At 72.0% G+C, this 16207-nt stretch carries 15 protein-coding genes and 1 pseudogene; 8 read left to right on the top strand and 8 right to left on the bottom strand.

Features of this window, described 5'->3' with window-relative positions:
* Positions 1 to 105 precede the first annotated feature (105 nt).
* Positions 106 to 756 (bottom strand): TetR/AcrR family transcriptional regulator, encoded by a 651-nt coding sequence (locus ACIRL2_RS17185; protein WP_402232897.1) that lies wholly within the window; start codon positions 754 to 756, stop codon positions 106 to 108.
* 232 nt (positions 757 to 988) lie between these two features.
* On the opposite strand from ACIRL2_RS17185, the gene ACIRL2_RS17180 reads away from it, so the two are divergent.
* Positions 989 to 1621, top strand: a complete 633-nt coding sequence (locus tag ACIRL2_RS17180; RefSeq protein ID WP_402232895.1) for a TIGR03086 family metal-binding protein — start codon at positions 989 to 991, stop codon at positions 1619 to 1621.
* An 8-nt stretch (positions 1622 to 1629) separates the two neighbouring features.
* Positions 1630 to 2499: an alpha/beta fold hydrolase gene (locus ACIRL2_RS17175; protein ID WP_402232892.1), complete on the top strand. Its 870-nt coding sequence runs from the start codon at positions 1630 to 1632 to the stop codon at positions 2497 to 2499.
* 45 nt (positions 2500 to 2544) lie between these two features.
* On the opposite strand, the gene ACIRL2_RS17170 is transcribed toward ACIRL2_RS17175, so the two are convergent.
* On the bottom strand, positions 2545 to 3279 hold the full coding sequence (locus ACIRL2_RS17170; protein ID WP_402232890.1) for a hypothetical protein: 735 nt from the start codon (positions 3277 to 3279) through the stop codon (positions 2545 to 2547).
* 309 nt (positions 3280 to 3588) lie between these two features.
* Between ACIRL2_RS17170 and ACIRL2_RS17165 the strand changes: the two genes are divergently transcribed.
* Positions 3589 to 4506, top strand: a complete 918-nt coding sequence (locus ACIRL2_RS17165) for an acyl-CoA thioesterase domain-containing protein (RefSeq protein WP_402232888.1) — start codon at positions 3589 to 3591, stop codon at positions 4504 to 4506.
* 116 nt (positions 4507 to 4622) lie between these two features.
* On the opposite strand, the gene ACIRL2_RS17160 is transcribed toward ACIRL2_RS17165, so the two are convergent.
* Complete coding sequence (locus ACIRL2_RS17160; RefSeq protein WP_402232886.1) at positions 4623 to 5207, bottom strand: TetR/AcrR family transcriptional regulator; 585 nt, start codon at positions 5205 to 5207, stop codon at positions 4623 to 4625.
* 129 nt (positions 5208 to 5336) lie between these two features.
* Between ACIRL2_RS17160 and ACIRL2_RS17155 the strand changes: the two genes are divergently transcribed.
* Complete coding sequence (locus ACIRL2_RS17155; protein WP_402232883.1) at positions 5337 to 5891, top strand: pyridoxamine 5'-phosphate oxidase family protein; 555 nt, start codon at positions 5337 to 5339, stop codon at positions 5889 to 5891.
* Here the strand turns inward: ACIRL2_RS17155 and ACIRL2_RS17150 are convergent.
* The 5 genes from ACIRL2_RS17150 to ACIRL2_RS17130 all read right to left on the bottom strand — a co-directional run bounded on the left by ACIRL2_RS17150 (position 5867) and on the right by ACIRL2_RS17130 (position 10642).
* Entirely contained in the window at positions 5867 to 6679 is an 813-nt protein-coding gene (locus tag ACIRL2_RS17150; protein WP_402232881.1) for a polysaccharide deacetylase family protein, read from the bottom strand. The genes ACIRL2_RS17155 and ACIRL2_RS17150 overlap by 25 nt on opposite strands.
* Before the next feature lie 291 nt (positions 6680 to 6970).
* A complete protein-coding gene (locus ACIRL2_RS17145; RefSeq protein ID WP_395863988.1) occupies positions 6971 to 7534 on the bottom strand; it encodes a rhodanese-like domain-containing protein in 564 nt (187 codons plus the stop codon).
* Positions 7535 to 7651: 117 nt separating this feature from the next.
* Positions 7652 to 8851, bottom strand: coding sequence for a homoserine O-acetyltransferase (locus ACIRL2_RS17140; protein ID WP_402232879.1), 1200 nt, complete (start codon positions 8849 to 8851; stop codon positions 7652 to 7654).
* A 26-nt stretch (positions 8852 to 8877) separates the two neighbouring features.
* Positions 8878 to 10263: a bifunctional o-acetylhomoserine/o-acetylserine sulfhydrylase gene (locus ACIRL2_RS17135; protein ID WP_395863992.1), complete on the bottom strand. Its 1386-nt coding sequence runs from the start codon at positions 10261 to 10263 to the stop codon at positions 8878 to 8880.
* Between the two features lie 298 nt (positions 10264 to 10561).
* Positions 10562 to 10642 (bottom strand): putative leader peptide, encoded by an 81-nt coding sequence (locus ACIRL2_RS17130; RefSeq protein ID WP_395864073.1) that lies wholly within the window; start codon positions 10640 to 10642, stop codon positions 10562 to 10564.
* A 508-nt stretch (positions 10643 to 11150) separates the two neighbouring features.
* On the opposite strand from ACIRL2_RS17130, the pseudogene ACIRL2_RS17125 reads away from it, so the two are divergent.
* From ACIRL2_RS17125 to ACIRL2_RS17110, 4 genes and pseudogenes are all read left to right on the top strand, one after another.
* Positions 11151 to 11975, top strand: a pseudogene (locus ACIRL2_RS17125) (isopenicillin N synthase family dioxygenase); the annotation flags it as partial.
* Positions 11976 to 12212: 237 nt separating this feature from the next.
* On the top strand, positions 12213 to 13649 hold the full coding sequence (locus tag ACIRL2_RS17120) for an O-acetylhomoserine aminocarboxypropyltransferase/cysteine synthase family protein (protein ID WP_402233300.1): 1437 nt from the start codon (positions 12213 to 12215) through the stop codon (positions 13647 to 13649).
* Positions 13646 to 14488 (top strand): alpha/beta fold hydrolase, encoded by an 843-nt coding sequence (locus ACIRL2_RS17115; protein ID WP_402232876.1) that lies wholly within the window; start codon positions 13646 to 13648, stop codon positions 14486 to 14488. Before ACIRL2_RS17120 ends, ACIRL2_RS17115 begins: the two co-directional genes overlap by 4 nt.
* 155 nt (positions 14489 to 14643) lie before the next feature.
* Complete coding sequence (locus ACIRL2_RS17110; protein ID WP_402232873.1) at positions 14644 to 16197, top strand: ABC transporter substrate-binding protein; 1554 nt, start codon at positions 14644 to 14646, stop codon at positions 16195 to 16197.
* Positions 16198 to 16207 lie beyond the last annotated feature (10 nt).

Genomic DNA, 16207 nt, shown 5'->3' with positions numbered 1-16207 from the left:
TGGCGCCTTCCCCCGGCCCCGCGCGTCGTGCCCATCGTGCGCCGCGCCCCAATCCGTCGTCGCGTCCCGCGTTTCGCGTGTACCCCGGCGTGTGGTGGTGGCGGCCTATGGGTGGAGGTGGGGGGCGAGGGTGGTTGGGGTGGTGGCGGTGGCGAGGAGGCGGGTGCGGATGGCGGTTGTGGCGCGGGCGTAGGCGCTTTTGTCGTCGTGGAGCATGCTGATGCCGTTTGCGGTTTCCAGGAACGCGATCAGTTCGAAGACGAGTTGGGCCGTGTCGAGGTCGGCTGGGGCCTCGCCGGTGGTCTTCGCGGCTTCGGCCTCGGTGATCAGGAGTTCGCGCCATCCTCGCCACGATCGCGCGAGCGCATCGCGGACCCGGCCCGGTCGTGCGTCGAACTCGGCCGAGGTGTTGAAGAAGAAGCAGCCGCCGGGGAAGACCCGGTCGCGGGAGTAGGCGATCCAGCCCTCGGTCAGCCGCCAGAGCCGGAGCAGGCCGGCCGGCTCGGTCCGTGCGGGTGTCACGACGTGCTCGATGTAGATGTCGGTGGCCGCGCCGATCGCCGCGAGCTGGAGTTCCTCCTTCGATCCGAAGTGCGCGAACACCCCGCTCTTGCTGATCTCCAGGTCGCCCGCGAGCCGACCGATGGAGAGACCTTCGAGTCCCTCCACGGACGCGATGTCGGCGGCACGCCGGACGATCGCCTGTCGGGTCCGGTCGCCCTTGCGGACCCGCCCATCCGTCGGAGACGCGCTCACGACCACTCCTAGCTCCGCCGGCCGGCACGTCGGCCGGTCGGCCGATCGGCGTCGATTATCTCCCGGTCCGTCTTGACAGTCTCTTGGTGTTCGATAAATAGTACGACCGGTCGTGCAGTTTTGCCAGACTGCTGCGGAGCGACCGGCTCGCCGGCCGTTCCCGGCCGTTCCCGCGACCGGCCACACGTGCCATCGACCCATCGACCCATCGAGCGACTCAAGGGGCACATTCATGACGGATACCAAGGCACCCGGCGGCGGCACGCTCGCCGTTGTCGGGTCCGAGATCGACGCTCTCGACGTGCGGGCGTTGCATCGCCGCGCGATCGTGTTCGCGCTGGACACGCTCCGACCGGTCCGGAGCGGGCAGATGGACCTGCCCACGCCGTGTGCCGGGTGGGATCTCCGCGATCTGATCGGCCACATGGTCGCGGAGAATCGAGGCTTCATCGCCGCGGCCGGCGGCAGTACCGAACCGGACGCCTGGCGTGACGACGCGCTCGGGGGGGACCCATGGGTCGACTTCGCCACCACGGCGGTCGACGTCGTGGCGGCGCTGGCCGGTGACGAGGTGTCGGAACGCAGTTTGCTGATCCGGGAGTTCGGGTCGTTCCCTGGCTCGGTCGCGATCGCCATGCACTTCGTCGACAATCTCGTGCACGCCTGGGACGTCGCCCGCACGATCGGCGCGCCCGACACCATCGATCCCGAACTCGCCCTGATCGCACTGGACTTCGCCGAGCGCTGGAAGCTGGGCAAGCCCGGCGGCGCGTTCGGCGGCGCGGTCGAGGCCCCGGCGGACGCGACGCCGGGTGAGCGTCTCGTAGCGCTGCTCGGTCGGACGCCGGATCGGCGGGCCGGATGAGCGCCGTCATGACATCCGTGCGAGTCGCGCTCCGGGCCACGGGCGCGGTGTCCCCGCAGGCGGCCGGCGCGCTCGCGTACCGCTTCTTCCATCGCCCGGTCATGCGTGGTCGGGTGCGACCCGCCGAGCGCTCGGCGCACATGTTCGCGACCACCGAGACGCTGGACGTCGGCGGCAAGCGGGTGGTCACCTACCGGTGGGGAGACGGCGCCGAGCCGGTATTGATGCTGCACGGCTGGCAGTCGCGCGGTTCGCGATTCGCGGCGTTCGTCGAGGAGTTGCGGGCCCGCGAATTGACCCCGATCACCTTCGACGCGCCCGGGCACGGGGATTCGGGCGGAACCTGCACCAATGTCCTCGAATACGCCGAGATCGCTCGGCGACTCCAGGATCGGTACGGCGACTTCCGTGCCGTGCTCGCCCATTCCCTCGGCGTGCTGGGCGCGTTCCAGGCCCTGCGCTCGGGGGTGCGAGCCGAGCGCGTGGTGGCCGTCGGCGCGGTGTGCGACATGGAGTACCTGCTGGACCGGTTCAGCTCCGAACTGGGCCTCGCCGCACGGGTCAAGGCCGAACTGCGGGCGCGGGCGGACGCCCGGCTGTTGGCTCCGGAATCGGACATCTGGCAGCGCTTCTCCGCGTCGTACGGTCCCGAGTCGGTACGGGTCCCGATCCTGGTCGTGCACGACGAGGACGACCACATGGCCCTGGCCGACCAGGGGCATCGGCTGGCGGCGGCCTACCCCGACCAGGCTCGGTTGTTCGTCACCCGGGGCCTGGGCCACAGCCGAGTGCTCGGCGATCCGACCGTGGTCGCCGAGGTACTGCGCTTCCTCGACGCGGCGCCCCGGCGGGAGCCCGCCGAGGAGTGCGCGGCGTAGCGAAGGCGGTCGGCGCCGGCGGGTGGGCGGGCGCCGACCGCCGCGTCACCCGCCGGATCCCGCTCGCCGGCCCGAGGTCGGGTCGACGCGCCGAGTCGAATTCCACGGCGCCTTCCACGGATACCGATCCAGGACGCGCACCGGCGGTACGACACCCGACGTCGGGTCGTCGACGATCCGGTTGTACCGGAGCCCGAAGTAGTTCGCCGTCGGCAGGCCCGCGAGCAGCGGACCGTCGAAGCTGCCGGTGCCCTTGGCCATGTCGGTGTGCGCGTTGGCCAACTGGATGTAGGTGAACGTACGCGCGCTGCGGCTCACCCATCCGGTGAAGATCACCACGTGGCCGTCGTGGGTGTCGTCGAGGGCGTCACCGGGGAGCAGGTCGTTCGGATCGACCCGGACGGTGACCGAACGCCGGTCGAGCGAATCGGTGTTGACGTCGGTGTTCGGGAGGTGCCACGCCATCGCGACCATCCCGGAACAGTCCGTGCGGTAGTCGTGGGCACCTTCCGGGTCCGGGGCCTCGGCGGCTTGGTCGTACTGGACATCGCGGTCGTACCAGTCCTCGGCGCGCTCCAGTACCTCGGAGCGGGTGATGTCCCCACCCGGCTCGGACGCGACCTCGGACACGGCTCCCGAGACGCCCTCGGAGACCGTCGGCACCGCGGCTTCGGCCCGAGGCGCCGCCGCCGATCCGCCGAGCACGACGGAGCAGAGCACGGAGAGCCCGATCAGGAGGCGCAGGTGAAGAATTCCGGCGAATAACATGAATCGACGCATTTCACCAGATTCATCCATCATCATGCGCTCCTTGCGGACCGGCGGGCCATCAGGCGTGTCGGCCGCAAGGTGACCGGCGAACTCGCCCGGCCCGGTCGGGCCGCCCGGATCGTTCGGGCCCGGCCGAGACGGGTGCCGGTTCCGGTGCCGGTACGTCGGTGTGGGCGGCGATGCTGGGCCGCGCGGGGACGACGACCGCGCGCTGATGCTTTCATCGATGCACCGCTTCGGTGAACGGGCACTGCGGCGGGTGGCTGCCGGGTGGGGGCGGCTCTGGCATGGCGCGGGGTCGCGTGTCAACATCCGACGATGGACATTGGCGAGGTCGGGGATTGCGCGGTGGACACGCCACTGGGGGAGTTGCGAGTCCGGGACGGCGGGCGCGGCGGCGTCGGGCCGGTGGCCGAGCTGCCGGAATTCTTCTGTATCGACGGTCGCGGGTTCGGCGGGTACACGGCCGCGATCGCCGCGCTGGGCGCGACGCGGTACGCCCCGGGCAAGCAACTGCGCAGCCTGCGGGCGGTGTTCACGAAAACTGCGGTCGCGGGCGAACTGGAGCTGGAGGTCCTGCCGTTGGTACGTGGACGGACCGCGACCTCGGTGCAGGTGATGGTGCGTCAAGGCGGGGAACCGGTGGTCGCGGCGTTGACCTGGTTCGCCGCTCCCGGGCTGCTTCCTGCCGAGGGCGCCGGTCGGCGCGCGGTGGCGGGGGTGCCCGGGCCGGAGGACTGCCCTCGGCTGCCGTGGCTGGCGAAGATCGTGCCGTTCCTGGGCGGGTTCGACGAGCGGGCGGTGGACTACCCGTTGTCGGCGGAGGAGTTCGACGGGGACTTCCGCGGCGACGACGGCGACTCGATCGCGCTGTGGGCGGTCCCGCAATGGCCCGCGCCGCGCGACGGCGGTGGTGGTGACCGGGACGAGGGCGAGGGCAAGGGCGAGGACACGGTCTCGGCCGCGATCGCGGAGCGTCTGGTCGATGTGATGTTGTTCGACGCGCACCTGATGGACGCGGCGTATCGCGGGGCCGCGCGGGGGACGGTGATGACCTCGCTGGACCTGGACGTGACGTGGCACGCGGAGGCGGGCGCGGGCGGGCCGACGCTGTTCCGGGCGCGGGCGGAGTTGGACGGGCTGGTGGCGAACACGTCCGCGACACTGGCCGACCCAGGCGGCACGGTACGCGCGACGGCGACCAGCCAGTGTCGGGTCTATCCGCCCAAGGGCTGAACGCCGAGCGCGGGCGCAGGTCGCGGGCATCCGGCACGGGCGCCGGTCACCGCGGACGCGAGCCGTGTCGCGGCCGACCCGGGTGCCCCTCGAGTGACCGTTCGGGCGCGGCGCGATCACTCACCCATCGCCGCGCGCGCTGCGAGCAGGGTGGCGGCCTCGATCGACGCCGGCGGCGTGCGGCCTGCCGCCAGGTGCCGACGCACCGCCGCGTACGGGATGTCCACCAGCGCGAAGGTGACCCGCTCCAGGGCGGCCGGGGAGACCCGGCCGAAACGTGCCCGGGTGTAGGCCCGCAGGGCGTTCGCCACGGCGTCGTTGAGCATGGTCGCTTCCGGACCCAGTTCCTCGGGCCACCGCGCGATCAGGTCTTCGCGGCGATGCAGCAGGAGCACCGCCGCCTCGTCCGGGCTTTCGCGCACCCACGCGAACACCGCCCGGATCGCGCGGGTGGCGCCCCGGGCCGGATCGGGGTCGGCCAGTGCGGCCAGGAACGGTTGCTGGAAGCGTTGCACCGTACGCAACCACAGCCGGGCGAGCAGCAGGTCGCGCGACGCGAAGCGGTGATAGACCGATCCGACCGGCGCGCCCGCCTCGGCGGCCACCGCCGCGACGGTCACGGCGCCGGCGCCGGTACGCGCGGTGACCCGCAGCACGGCATCGAGGAAGTCGTCGTCGCCGAATCTCGGTTTGCGGCCCACGAGCACCCGTCCTGACCTGTTCGTACCTTGAAGTTTTCTGGAATCCGTATTCTAGTATGGTTCAACCAATACGGCCATCGGAACGCGACCGAGACGGCCACCGATACGGCGAATGATTGGCGGTGGATCATGCCGACCTCCCCGGTCGACACCCCGACCCAGCCCGACCCGACCCAGCCCGATTCGACCCAGCCCGATCCGAACCTGCGCGACGCGGCGCTGCGCATCCTGCGCTCGTACCCGCTGGGCTTCCTGGCCACCACCGACGACGCCGGTGCGCCGCGCGTGCGCCTGGTGCAACATCTCGCGGTCGAGGACGACGCGACGATCTGGATCAGTACGAGCCCGCGCTCCCGCAAGGCGCTCGACCTGATCGCCCGACCGGAGGTGTCCTACTCGGTCGAAGATCGCGCGACAGTGGCCTATGCGACGCTCTACGCCCGCGCGGAACTCCTTTGCGACGGGCCGGAGTTGGTCAAACTGTGGGATGAGACCCTGCGGCCGTTCTTTCCGGCCGGGCCCACCGGGGACGATTTCGCGCTCGTCCGCCTGGTACCGCACCGGGTGGAACTGCTCGACTTCTCCGCCGGTGTGCATCCGGATCCGTACGGCCTGGTCCCGGCGATCTCGGTGCTCTCGCCCGTGCCGCGGGCCGAGGGTCAGGCCGGGAAGTCGAACGTGTAGCCCTGTTGCACCAGCCAGGGCAGCAACTGCTCGAGCGCGGCCAGGGTTTGCGCGCGGTCGCCGCCGGCGTCGTGCATCAGGATGATCCCACCGGGTCCCAGTTCCCTCTCGGCGGTGGCCAGGATCTTGTCCGCGCCCGGCCGCTGCCAGTCGCGGGTGTCGTCGGACCAGTCCAGCGAGCGCATGCCATAACCGGCGGCCATCGCGCGCACCTGCGGGGACCAGTCGCCGCCGGGCGCGCGGAACCAGTCCACCCTGGTGCCCGGACCGCCCGCCGCGACTATCTGGTCGTGCGCGGTGGTGATCTCGTACTTGATCCGGGACAGCGGGCGCTTGGCGATGCCCTCGTCGTGGGTGACCGAGTGGTCGCACAGCCGGTTGCCGTCCGCGACGACCTGCTTGACCAGCTTGGGATTGGCCTTCGCGTTCGGGCCGAGCATGCAGAACGTCGCCTTGGCCCGATACTCCTTCAACAACGCGAGCACCTGCGGCGTCCATTGTGGACTCGGCCCGTCGTCGAAGGTCAACGCGACGGTACGCCCACCGTTCGCCGACTTGCGCACCAGCGCGTCCGGCACCAGTGGCGGCGGCACCGACGTGTTCGGATCGGCCGCCGTCGGCGCGTCGGACGGGGTCTGCCCGGCCTCCGCGGCACCCTCGCGGCCACCGGGTTTCGCCGTTTCGTCCCCCGAGTCCGACGAACACGCGGCGGTACCCACCGCGAGTGCGCCGGCCACGGCGAGAACGGTCAGGCTGCGCAGGGCACGACGGGCGGAAGGGCTCGACACCGGTTGACTCCAAGGGCTGTTCGGAAGCGGGAACACACTTGCGAACACGCCCACACCCAACGGACGGGTTCCGCCCCGGAGCCCACTTTGCGCCGACTTTGATCGTTGTCGACCCATCGCAGACACGAACCCTGTGAACCCGCCGACGCAACGCGAATCACGCGAGCGCGCCGAGCCGACCGCCCGCACCGAGCGACCGCGCGGGCGCTCGCCTTGGCCGGCACCTCAGTAGGCCGGCATCGGCGAAGCCCGCCTGCGCGCAGGCGCGGCTTTGCTCGATCCTCGCTTCGCTCAGACCCGGTCGAGGGCCGTCAGCGTCGTGGCCAGGTCCGGGGTCTCGGGCGCGGGGCGGTTGTGCGGGAGCTTGCCCAGGACCGCGGCCATGCCGCACGTGTTGGTGACGGCGGAGAAAACCAGGCCGGAGCCGATCGCGCCGGCCAGCAGGCGGGCCTTGGGCGTACGGCGACCGGCCGCCAGGCCCAGCACGACCAGCGCGCCGGCGGCCAGGCGGACCTGGCGTTCCATCGGCCACACGTTGCGCGCGCCGCTCGGGCCGTCCAGGGCGTGGCCCTCGGAGACCCAGGCCGAGGTGCCGCCGGTCAGGTGCGCGGCCTCGATCCCGGCGGCGGTCAGCTCGGCGCGGGCCCGCTCGGAGCGAGCCCCGGACGCGCAGACGATCAGCAGCTCGGGGTGCCCGGCCCGCTGGAGCACCGGCACCGCCTCGCGCAGCCGGTCGAGCGGGACGTTGTGCGCGCCGGGGATGTGGCCGGTCGCGTACTCGCCGGGGGTGCGCACGTCCAGCACGGTGAACTCGGTCAGCCGGGCGCGGACCTGCGCGGGAGCCAGGGCGGTCATGGTGAATGGGCCTTTCGACGGGGCCCGGCGCCGGTCCGCGAGGGGCGCACCAGGTGCGGTGGATCCCCAGGGCCGGGCACCGGGCGGGCGATGTGGAGGGCTACCTACCGGTTGTCACTACCTTCGCCTAACGGTGGGACCGAGCACCGTGTTCCGAGGCGGGGCCGGGTTTGTGACGCGATCCACGTCCTCGGCGGGATTCGCGTCGCCGGTCCGCTCCAACAATTCGGCGAGCAGGGGTGCCACCTGGTCGAGTTCGATCAGGAAGCCGTCGTGGCCGTGCGGCGACTCGACCACCCGCAGCGGACCCGCGCCCGGTATGCCCTCGGCCAGGGTCCGCTGCTGGCTCGGCGGATAGAGCCGGTCGCTGTCCACGGCCGCGACCACGGTCGGCGCGGTGACCCGTGCCAGGGCCGCGGCCACGCCGCCCCGACCCCGGCCCACGTCGTGACTGTTCATCGCCTCGGTCAGGACCACGTAGCTGCCCGCGTCGAAGCGCGCGGTCAGCTTGGCGGCGTGGTGGTCGAGATAGGACTCGACCGCGAACCGCCCGTGCGGGCCCTCGTCCGGCTGCCGGGTGCGGCCGAAGCGGACCGCCAATTCGGCCTCGCTGCGATAGGTGACGTGTGCGATCCGCCGGGCCAGGCCGAGCCCGCGCCAGGGCCCGGACTCGGCCGGCCGGTCGTGATAGTCGCCGCCGGCCCAGTCCGGATCGGCCCGGATCGCGTGGAGCTGGGTCGAGCACCACGCGATCTGCTCCGCGCTCGCCGCCGCCGTGGTGGCGATCAGGAACAGCGCGCCGACCCGGTCCGGATGTGTCACCGCCCACTCGACGGCCCGCATGCCGCCCATCGACCCGCCCACCACCGCCGCCCAGCGCCGGATCCCGAGCAGGTCGGCGGCGGCCACCTCGGCCGCCACCTGATCGCGAACGGTCAACCGGGGGAAGCGACTTCCCCACACCCGACCGCCGGGACCGGGCGAGGCGGGACCGGTGGTGCCCCGGCAACCGCCGAGCGCGTTCGGGGCGACCACGAAGTACCGGTCGGTGTCCAGGGTGCGGCCCGGCCCGATCAGGCCGTCCCACCAGCCCGGGGTGGGAAAGCCCGGCCCGGCCGGACCGGCGACATGGCTGTCGCCGGTCAGCGCGTGCAGGACCAGGACCGCGTTGGAGCGGTCCGGAGCGAGTCGACCCCACGTCTCGTAGCCGACGCGGACCTCGGGCAGCAGTTCCCCGGACTCGGTCCACAGCGGCCGGGGCAGGATCAGCGAACGAGGCCCCGCCGGGACGGGAACGGTGGGCGTGTCGTGCGTCATGGTGCGTGGTCCGTCCGAATTCCCGGCTAGTCCGCCTGCGCGGCGCGGAAACCGGCCACCAGGTCGGCGCGCAGGTCGGCCAGGCCCTCGATGCCGACCGAGAGCCGGACCAGCCCCGGGGTGACCCCGGTGGCCAGCCGCTCCGCTTCGGTGAGCTGGGCATGTGTGGTGCTCGCCGGGTGGATGACCAGGCTGCGCACGTCGCCGATGTTGGCCAGGTGGCTGAACAGGGACAGCCCGTCCACGAACCGCCGGCCCGCCTCGATCCCGCCCTTGAGCTCGAACGCGACGATCGCGCCGGCGCCGCGCGGCAGATAGCGCTTGCCCGCGTCGTACCACCGGCTGCTCGGCAGACCCGCGTAGTGCACGGTCTCCACCTCCTCCCGGGCCTGCAACCACGCGGCCAGCGCGCTCGCGTTCGCCACGTGCCGCTCGATCCGCAGCGACAACGTCTCCAATCCCTGGAGCAGCAGGAAACTGGTCAGCGGCGCGATCGAGGCGCCGACGTCGCGCAGCAACTGCACGCGCAGCTTTGCCGCGTACGCGCCCGGGCCCAGGTCCGGCCAGTAGCGCAGTCCGTTGTAACTAGCGTCCGGCTCGCTGAAGCCGGGGAAACGGTCCGGGTGCGCGCCGAAGTCGAAGGTGCCGCCGTCGACCACGACGCCGCCGATCGCGGTGCCGTGACCACCGAGGAACTTGGTCGCCGAGTGCACCACGATGTCCGCGCCGTGTTCGAGCGGCCGGAGCAGATAGGGCGTGGGCACCGTGTTGTCCACCACCAGCGGTACGCCGGCGGTGTGCGCGAGGTCGGCGACCGCGGACACGTCGAGCACGTTGCCACGCGGGTTGCCCAGCGTCTCGGCGAACAGCAGCTTGGTCTGCGGCCGGATCGCCGCGCGCCACGCGTCCAGGTCGTCCGGGTCGTCCACGAAGGTGACCTCGATGCCGAGCTTGGGCAGCGTCCAGTGGAAGAGGTTGTAGGTGCCGCCGTACAGCGAAGAGCTCGACACGATGTGGTCGCCGGCCTCCGCGAGGTTGAGCACCGCCAGCGTGGTCGCCGCCTGCCCGGACGCGGTCGCCACCGCCGCGACACCGCCTTCGAGGGCGGCCACGCGCTGCTCCAGCGCGTCGGTCGTGGGGTTGTGGATCCGGGTGTAGATGTGGCCCTCCTGGGACAGGTCGAACAGCCCGGCGGCGTGCTCGGTGTCCTGGAAGACGAACGACGTGGTCTGGTAGATCGGCACCGCGCGAGCCCCGGTGGTCGGATCGGGCGAGGCGCCGGCGTGCACCTGCCGGGTCTCGAAGGACCACGACGCGATGTCGTCGGCGGGCACGGCCTCGACCGTGGGCGGTGCGTCGATCGTGGACGGCACGTCGGTCGTGCTCGGCGCGTCGGTTGCTTCGATGGTCATCGGGAAACTCCTTGCGGGGTAGGGGAGTCGGCGGTGAGGTCGGGCCGTCGGGAAGAGCCGGGACAGGCCGGGGCAAGCCGGCGAAGGGCATGCGCGGATCCCGCGGTCGGGTACGCGGAGCCGACCGCGGGCGCGGCGAACCGGCCCCGACGCGTGGTGTTCGCGACCGAGGACCGAGCCGACACGGGCCCGAGCGGGAGGAGAGCGGGAAGGGCGGAGCGGGACGCGGGGAGTCGGCGGGTCAGCGCCCGGACTCACACACCGCGCGAACCACCGGGACCGAAACGGTCACCGGGGTTCAGTGGGACATTCGACAGGCCATGCTGGTCACGCGCACGAGATCCACGTGGCGGCGACTGACGAGCATGGGGCTGGACATGGCGGTGAGTCTAGGCGGCCCGATCGCCTTCGCGCCACGGGGTAACCCGGAGGATCCGCGCGACAGCGGCCGGCGGTGCAGGAGATGGGCCCGGCGGGCGGACTCGGCTCGCCCCCGGGTATCCCGCACACCCGGCCCCGGGAAAGCCGGCTGGACCAACCCGCCTTCCTCGTGCTTTCATCACCGCCATGACTTCGCGTCAGGTCGCTTCCACGCTGCTCGACCCCTTCTGGGTGGGTCGACGAGCCGACCACTTCGACCAGACCTGTCGCTGAACCCTGCGTTCGTGCGGCCTTTCGCCGCCGAATGAGCAGAGCGTGCCCCGCCCCGCGTGACCCCCGTCGGTCCGCCGCGCCCGGGCCCGGCTCTCCCGCGTCGCCGCCGTTCGTCCCGCGACGTCCGCGTACACGATCCAGCCCCATTCGCCGCACGTTCGCCCCGCCCCGCTCGGCCCTTTTCGGGCCGCCGCCCGGCGCGGGTGGACCGAGGCTGTACCGAGGACCCAGTCATGGCAACCACCGCACCGCCCACCCTCCCCGTGATCGACATCTCCCGATTCCGCGACCCCGCCGCGGACGTGGCCGGCTTCCTGGCCGAACTGCGTTATGCGGCACGCGAGATCGGCTTCTTCTACGTGGTCGGCCACGGCGTCGACCCGGACCTGCGCGCCCGCGCCCTGGACGTCTCCAAGCGCTTCTTCGCGCTGCCCGAGGCGGACCGGCTCGCGGTCGAGAACGTCAACTCGCCGCAGTTCCGGGGCTATACGCGCACCGGCACCGAGTACACCCAGGGCGGACCCGACTGGCGCGAGCAACTCGACATCGGCCCGGAGCGCGCCGCGCTCACGCTCGGCCCGGACGACCCCGCCTATCTGCGCCTGATCGGCCCCAACCAGTGGCCGGCCGCGCTGCCCGAACTGCGCGAGACGGTGCTCGCGTGGCAGGAGGAGGCGCTGCGGGTCAGCCGCGAGGTGCTGCGCGCGCTGGCCGCCGCACTGGGTCAGGACACCGGCTACTTCGACGAGTGGTTCGACGAGGAGGCCGCGGTCCACGTCAAGGTCGTGCACTACCCGGGCCGGCCGAGTGCCGACGTCGACCAGGGAGTGGGCGCGCACAAGGACTACGGCTACCTCGCGCTGCTGCAACAGGACGACATCGGCGGCCTCCAGGTGCAGGCCCGGGACGGCTCCTGGATCGACGCGACGCCCCTGCCGGACGCGTTCGTGTTCAACATCGGCGAGATGCTGGAGATCGCCACCCGCGGCTACCTGCGTGCCACGAAACACCGGGTGATCGCCCCGCAGCCCGGCGTCGACCGCTACTCGCTGCCGTTCTTCCTCGGCCCGCGCCTGGACGCGGTGGTCGAACCGCTCACCCTGCCCGCCGAGTTGGCCGAGGTGGCCGACGGCGTCACCGAGGACCCGAGCAATCCGCTCAAGCCCGCCTACGGCGAGAACGCGCTGATCGGCTGGCTGCGCTCGCACCCGCGCGTGGTCGAGCGGTGGTGGTCGGACCTGGTCCCGGCCGAACCGGCAGGCGACGGCGACCGCGGTGCCGGGTCTTCGGGTGCGATATCCGCCGCCGAGTCGCCCGAGTCGCCCGAGTCGCCCGGCGCGCCCGGCGCGCCCGACGCGCCCGACGAGTCGGCCGATGCCGAGCGGGAGAGCGAAGTACCGCCCACCGAACCGGCCTTCGAGACCCTTCAGGTACACGCCGGCGCCCGACCCGATCCGAGCACCGGCGCCCGGGCCGTGCCGATCTACCAGACCAGCAGCTACGTGTTCCGGGACGCGGCGCACGCGGCCGACACGTTCGCGCTCACCGACCTGGAGACGCACGCCTACACCCGGTTGTCCAACCCCACCACCGCCGTGGTGGAGGAGCGGATCGCCCAGCTGGAAGGCGGTACCGCGGCGGTGGCCGTGGGCAGCGGCCAGGCCGCCACCACGCTCGCGCTGCTGAACCTGGCCCGGGCCGGCGACCACCTGGTCGCGGCGGCCTCGCTGTACGGCGGCACCCGCACCCTGCTCGAACACACCTTCGCCGATCTCGGCATCGAGGTCACCTTCGTGGACGACCCGGACGACCTCGACGCGTGGCGCGCGGCGATCCGGCCGGGGACCAAGGCGCTGTTCGGCGAGAGCGTCGGCAATCCGCGCGGCAACGTGCTCGACCTGGCCGCCGTCGCCGAGATCGCGCACGAGGGCGGCGTGCCGTTCGTGGTGGACAACACGGTGCCCACACCGTACCTGCTCCGCCCGTTCGAGCACGGCGCGGACATCGTGGTGCACTCCACCACCAAGTTCCTCGGCGGGCACGGCACCGCGATCGGCGGGATCGTGGTCGACGGCGGCACCTTCGACTTCGGCGCCCACCCGGACCGCTACCCCGGCCTGGTCGCCCCCGACCCGACCTATCACGGCCTGTCCTTCTGGGAGCGGTTCGGCGCCGACCGGATCGCCTACGCGCTGCGCCTGCGGGTGCGGCTGCTGCGCGACCTGGGCCCGGCGGTGTCGCCGCTGAACAGCTTCCTGCTGCTCCAAGGCATCGAGACGTTGTCCCTACGCGTCGAACGGCACACCGCCAACGCCGAACGCGTCGCGGCCTGGCTCGACGCGCGGCCCGAGGTGCTGCGCGTGGACCACCCGAGCGTGCCCACCAGCCCGTGGCACACCGCGGCGAAGCGCTACCTGCCGCGCGGCGCGGGCGCCGTACTCTCGGTGGACCTGGCCGGCGGACTGGCCGCGGGTCGGCGATTCGTCGAGGAACTCCGGTTGTTCAGCCACCTCGCCAACATCGGCGACGCGCGCAGCCTGGCCATCCACCCCGCGTCCACCACGCACGCCCAACTCGATCCGGAGCAGCAGGCCCACGCCGGAGTGACCCCCGGGCTGGTCCGGCTGTCCATCGGCCTGGAAGGTGTCGACGACCTGCTCGCCGACCTGCGCCGGGGCCTGGCCGGTGCGACCGGCGCCGGTGAACTCGCGGACGGCGAGGTCGGCCGATGACGACGAGTCAGGCGGTACACGAAAGCCGGATCCGCGGCGCGCGCGGCGAGTTCCACCTGCGCGTGTGGCCCGTCGCCGACGAACCCGTCGCGGTCGTGCTGTTCCTGCACGGCCTGGGCGAACACGCCGCACTGCACGAGCCGTTGGCACACCGCCTCAACGCCGACGGGATCGAGGTGTGGGCCCCGGACCAGATCGGCCACGGCCTCAGTGACGGCACCCGCGTCCTGGTGGAGAGCCTGGACGCACTCGCCGACGACGCCGAACTGATCCTCGAACGCATCGCGGCCGGCCGCCCCGACGTGCCGCTGATCCTGGCCGGCCACTCGCTGGGCTCGGCGGTCACCCTGCTCCTCGCGGGCACGCGTACCGCCGCCGCGCCCGCCCGCGCCCTCGTGCTTGCGGGCGCGGGAACCGGCCTGTCGTCGGGGGAGAGCGGCCTGCGCGCGTTGTTGGCCGAGCACGGCATCGACCCGATGTCGCTGCGCAAGGACCCGGGCGAGTTGTGCGGAAACGCCGAATACGCCGAACGGCTGCGCAACGACCCGCTCGTGTGGTCCGGCGGCCTGCGCCCGGAGACCCTGGACGCGCTGGAGGCGGGCGGCGAGCGGATCGCCGAACTGATCGCCTCCGGCGCGATCACCCTGCCGGTGCTCTTCGTCCACGGCGAAGCCGACGACCTCGCGCCAGCGAGCGCGGTGTCGGCCGCCGCGAAGACGCTGCCCAACGCCCGGGCCCGGATCTTCCCGGGTGATCTGCACAACGTGCTCGCCGAGAACGACCGCGCCCAAGTCCACGACGAGATCGTCGAGTTCGTCCTGGCCGCCGCGCGCGACTGACCACCCGCCCCATTCGGGCGCCACCGGCCCCGGCGAGTTCTCGAATCCCATCGGACTCCTCCACGCCGCGTCGAACCGGTGCGGGTCCGACGGGGCGTGAAGACCCGCCCGGCCATCCCCGCGACACCCTTTTCCAGCAAGGAGATCGATCCACGATGCGCCGCTCCGCGCTCCGCATAGCCGCCGTCCTCGCCCTGGCCGGACCGGTCCTCGCCGCGTGCGGCTCCGGCGGCACCCCCACCCCCGGTGCGACCGGCGCCAACACCCAGGCCCCGGCGCCGGCCGACAGCGCGCTCGATCCGAACGCGACGGCCAAGGTGCGCCTGGTGCTGGAGCCGACCAGCCTCAACCTGACCACCACTGCCGGCGTCGCGGTCGAGCAGGTCCTGCTCGACAACGTCTACCAGGGGCTGCTCAGCGTCGACACCAACGCCGACAACAAGATCGTGCCCGCGCTCGCGACCGGCTTCGAGACCTCCGCCGACGGCCTCACCTACACGTTCCACCTCACCCCCGGCGCGACCTTCCACGACGGTTCGCCCGTCACCGCCGAGGACGCCGCGTGGTCGCTGCAACAGGTGCTGGCTCCCGGCTCCAAGCAGCCGAACGCCAAGACCCTGGCCACCATCGCGAACGTCGCCGCGCCCGACCCGGCCACCGTGGTGATCACGCTCAAGCAGCGCGACAGCAACCTGACCTGGGCACTCACCCAGCGGGTCGGCGTCGTCTACAAGAAGGGCACCGACTTCGGCAAGTTGGACGCCGCCGAGAACGGCACCGGCCCGTTCAAGCTGGACGGCTGGCAGCGCGGCTCGGCGATCACCCTGGTGCGCAACGACGCGTACAAGGGCGCCAAGGCCAAGGTCGCCAAGGTCGTGCTCAGCTACATCCCGGACCGCAACGCCGCCAACAACGCGCAGGCCACCGGCCAGACCGACATCGAGACGGCGGCCGAGGCCACCCTGCTCCAGCCGTTCACCGGCAACGACAAATTCACCGTGTTGCGCGGCACCACCACGGACAAGTACACGCTGGCGATCAACAACGCCAAGGCGCCGCTGAACAACCCGGCCGTGCGGCACGCGATCCGGCGCGCGATCGACAAGGACGCGCTGATCAAGACGCTCGGCGGGGCCGGCGTTCGGCTCGGCGGACCGATTCCCACCTCCGACCCGGGCTTCCAGGATCTGAGCACGATCGACCCGCACGATGCCGCGGCGGCGCGCAAGGCGCTGTCCGAGGCGGGCGTGGACAACCTCAAGCTGACCCTGAAGATCCCCAACATCTACCCCGCCGCGATCGGCGACGTGCTGGTCGCCAACCTCAAGGAAGCGGGCATCGAACTCACGGTCAAGCAGCAGGAATTCACCGCCTGGCTGAGCGAGGTGTACACCGCGAGGGATTACGACCTGAGCCTGGTCAACCACGCCGAGCCGCACGACATCGCCAACTTCGCCACCCCCGGCTACTACTTCGGCTACGACAACGCGCAGGTGCGCGAGTGGTACGCGCAGGCGGTGGCCGCGCCGGACGAGCGCACCCGAACCGACCTGCTCACCCGGATCGGCCGCCAGGTCACCGAGGACGCCGCCGCCGACTGGCTGTTCCAGGCGCAGACGCTGACCGTCGTGCGCAAGGGCGTCAGCGGCGCCCCCCAGCACCACACCAGCAGCCGACTCAACCTCGCCACCATCGGGATCACCAAGTGAGCTCGCGCCG

It is taken from the genome of Embleya sp. NPDC127516, from assembly GCF_044765325.1.
Lineage (GTDB): Bacteria > Actinomycetota > Actinomycetes > Streptomycetales > Streptomycetaceae > Embleya.
The sequence above is the reverse complement of the archived record's forward strand: the minus strand, read 5'-3'. Positions and strand labels throughout refer to the sequence as shown.

Excerpts from the sequence above, each read along its gene's own strand:
- ACIRL2_RS17165 (WP_402232888.1), top strand. The coding sequence starts at position 3,589 with ATGGACATTGGCGAGGTCGGGGATTGCGCGGTGGACACGCCACTGGGG.
- ACIRL2_RS17110 (WP_402232873.1), top strand. The coding sequence starts at position 14,644 with ATGCGCCGCTCCGCGCTCCGCATAGCCGCCGTCCTCGCCCTGGCCGGA.
- ACIRL2_RS17130 (WP_395864073.1), bottom strand. The coding sequence starts at position 10,642 with ATGTCCAGCCCCATGCTCGTCAGTCGCCGCCACGTGGATCTCGTGCGC.
- ACIRL2_RS17145 (WP_395863988.1), bottom strand. The coding sequence starts at position 7,534 with ATGACCGCCCTGGCTCCCGCGCAGGTCCGCGCCCGGCTGACCGAGTTC.
- ACIRL2_RS17155 (WP_402232883.1), top strand. The coding sequence starts at position 5,337 with ATGCCGACCTCCCCGGTCGACACCCCGACCCAGCCCGACCCGACCCAG.
- ACIRL2_RS17140 (WP_402232879.1), bottom strand. The coding sequence starts at position 8,851 with ATGACGCACGACACGCCCACCGTTCCCGTCCCGGCGGGGCCTCGTTCG.
- ACIRL2_RS17115 (WP_402232876.1), top strand. The coding sequence starts at position 13,646 with ATGACGACGAGTCAGGCGGTACACGAAAGCCGGATCCGCGGCGCGCGC.
- ACIRL2_RS17175 (WP_402232892.1), top strand. The coding sequence starts at position 1,630 with ATGACATCCGTGCGAGTCGCGCTCCGGGCCACGGGCGCGGTGTCCCCG.
- ACIRL2_RS17170 (WP_402232890.1), bottom strand. The coding sequence starts at position 3,279 with ATGCGTCGATTCATGTTATTCGCCGGAATTCTTCACCTGCGCCTCCTG.
- ACIRL2_RS17135 (WP_395863992.1), bottom strand. The coding sequence starts at position 10,263 with ATGACCATCGAAGCAACCGACGCGCCGAGCACGACCGACGTGCCGTCC.
- ACIRL2_RS17180 (WP_402232895.1), top strand. The coding sequence starts at position 989 with ATGACGGATACCAAGGCACCCGGCGGCGGCACGCTCGCCGTTGTCGGG.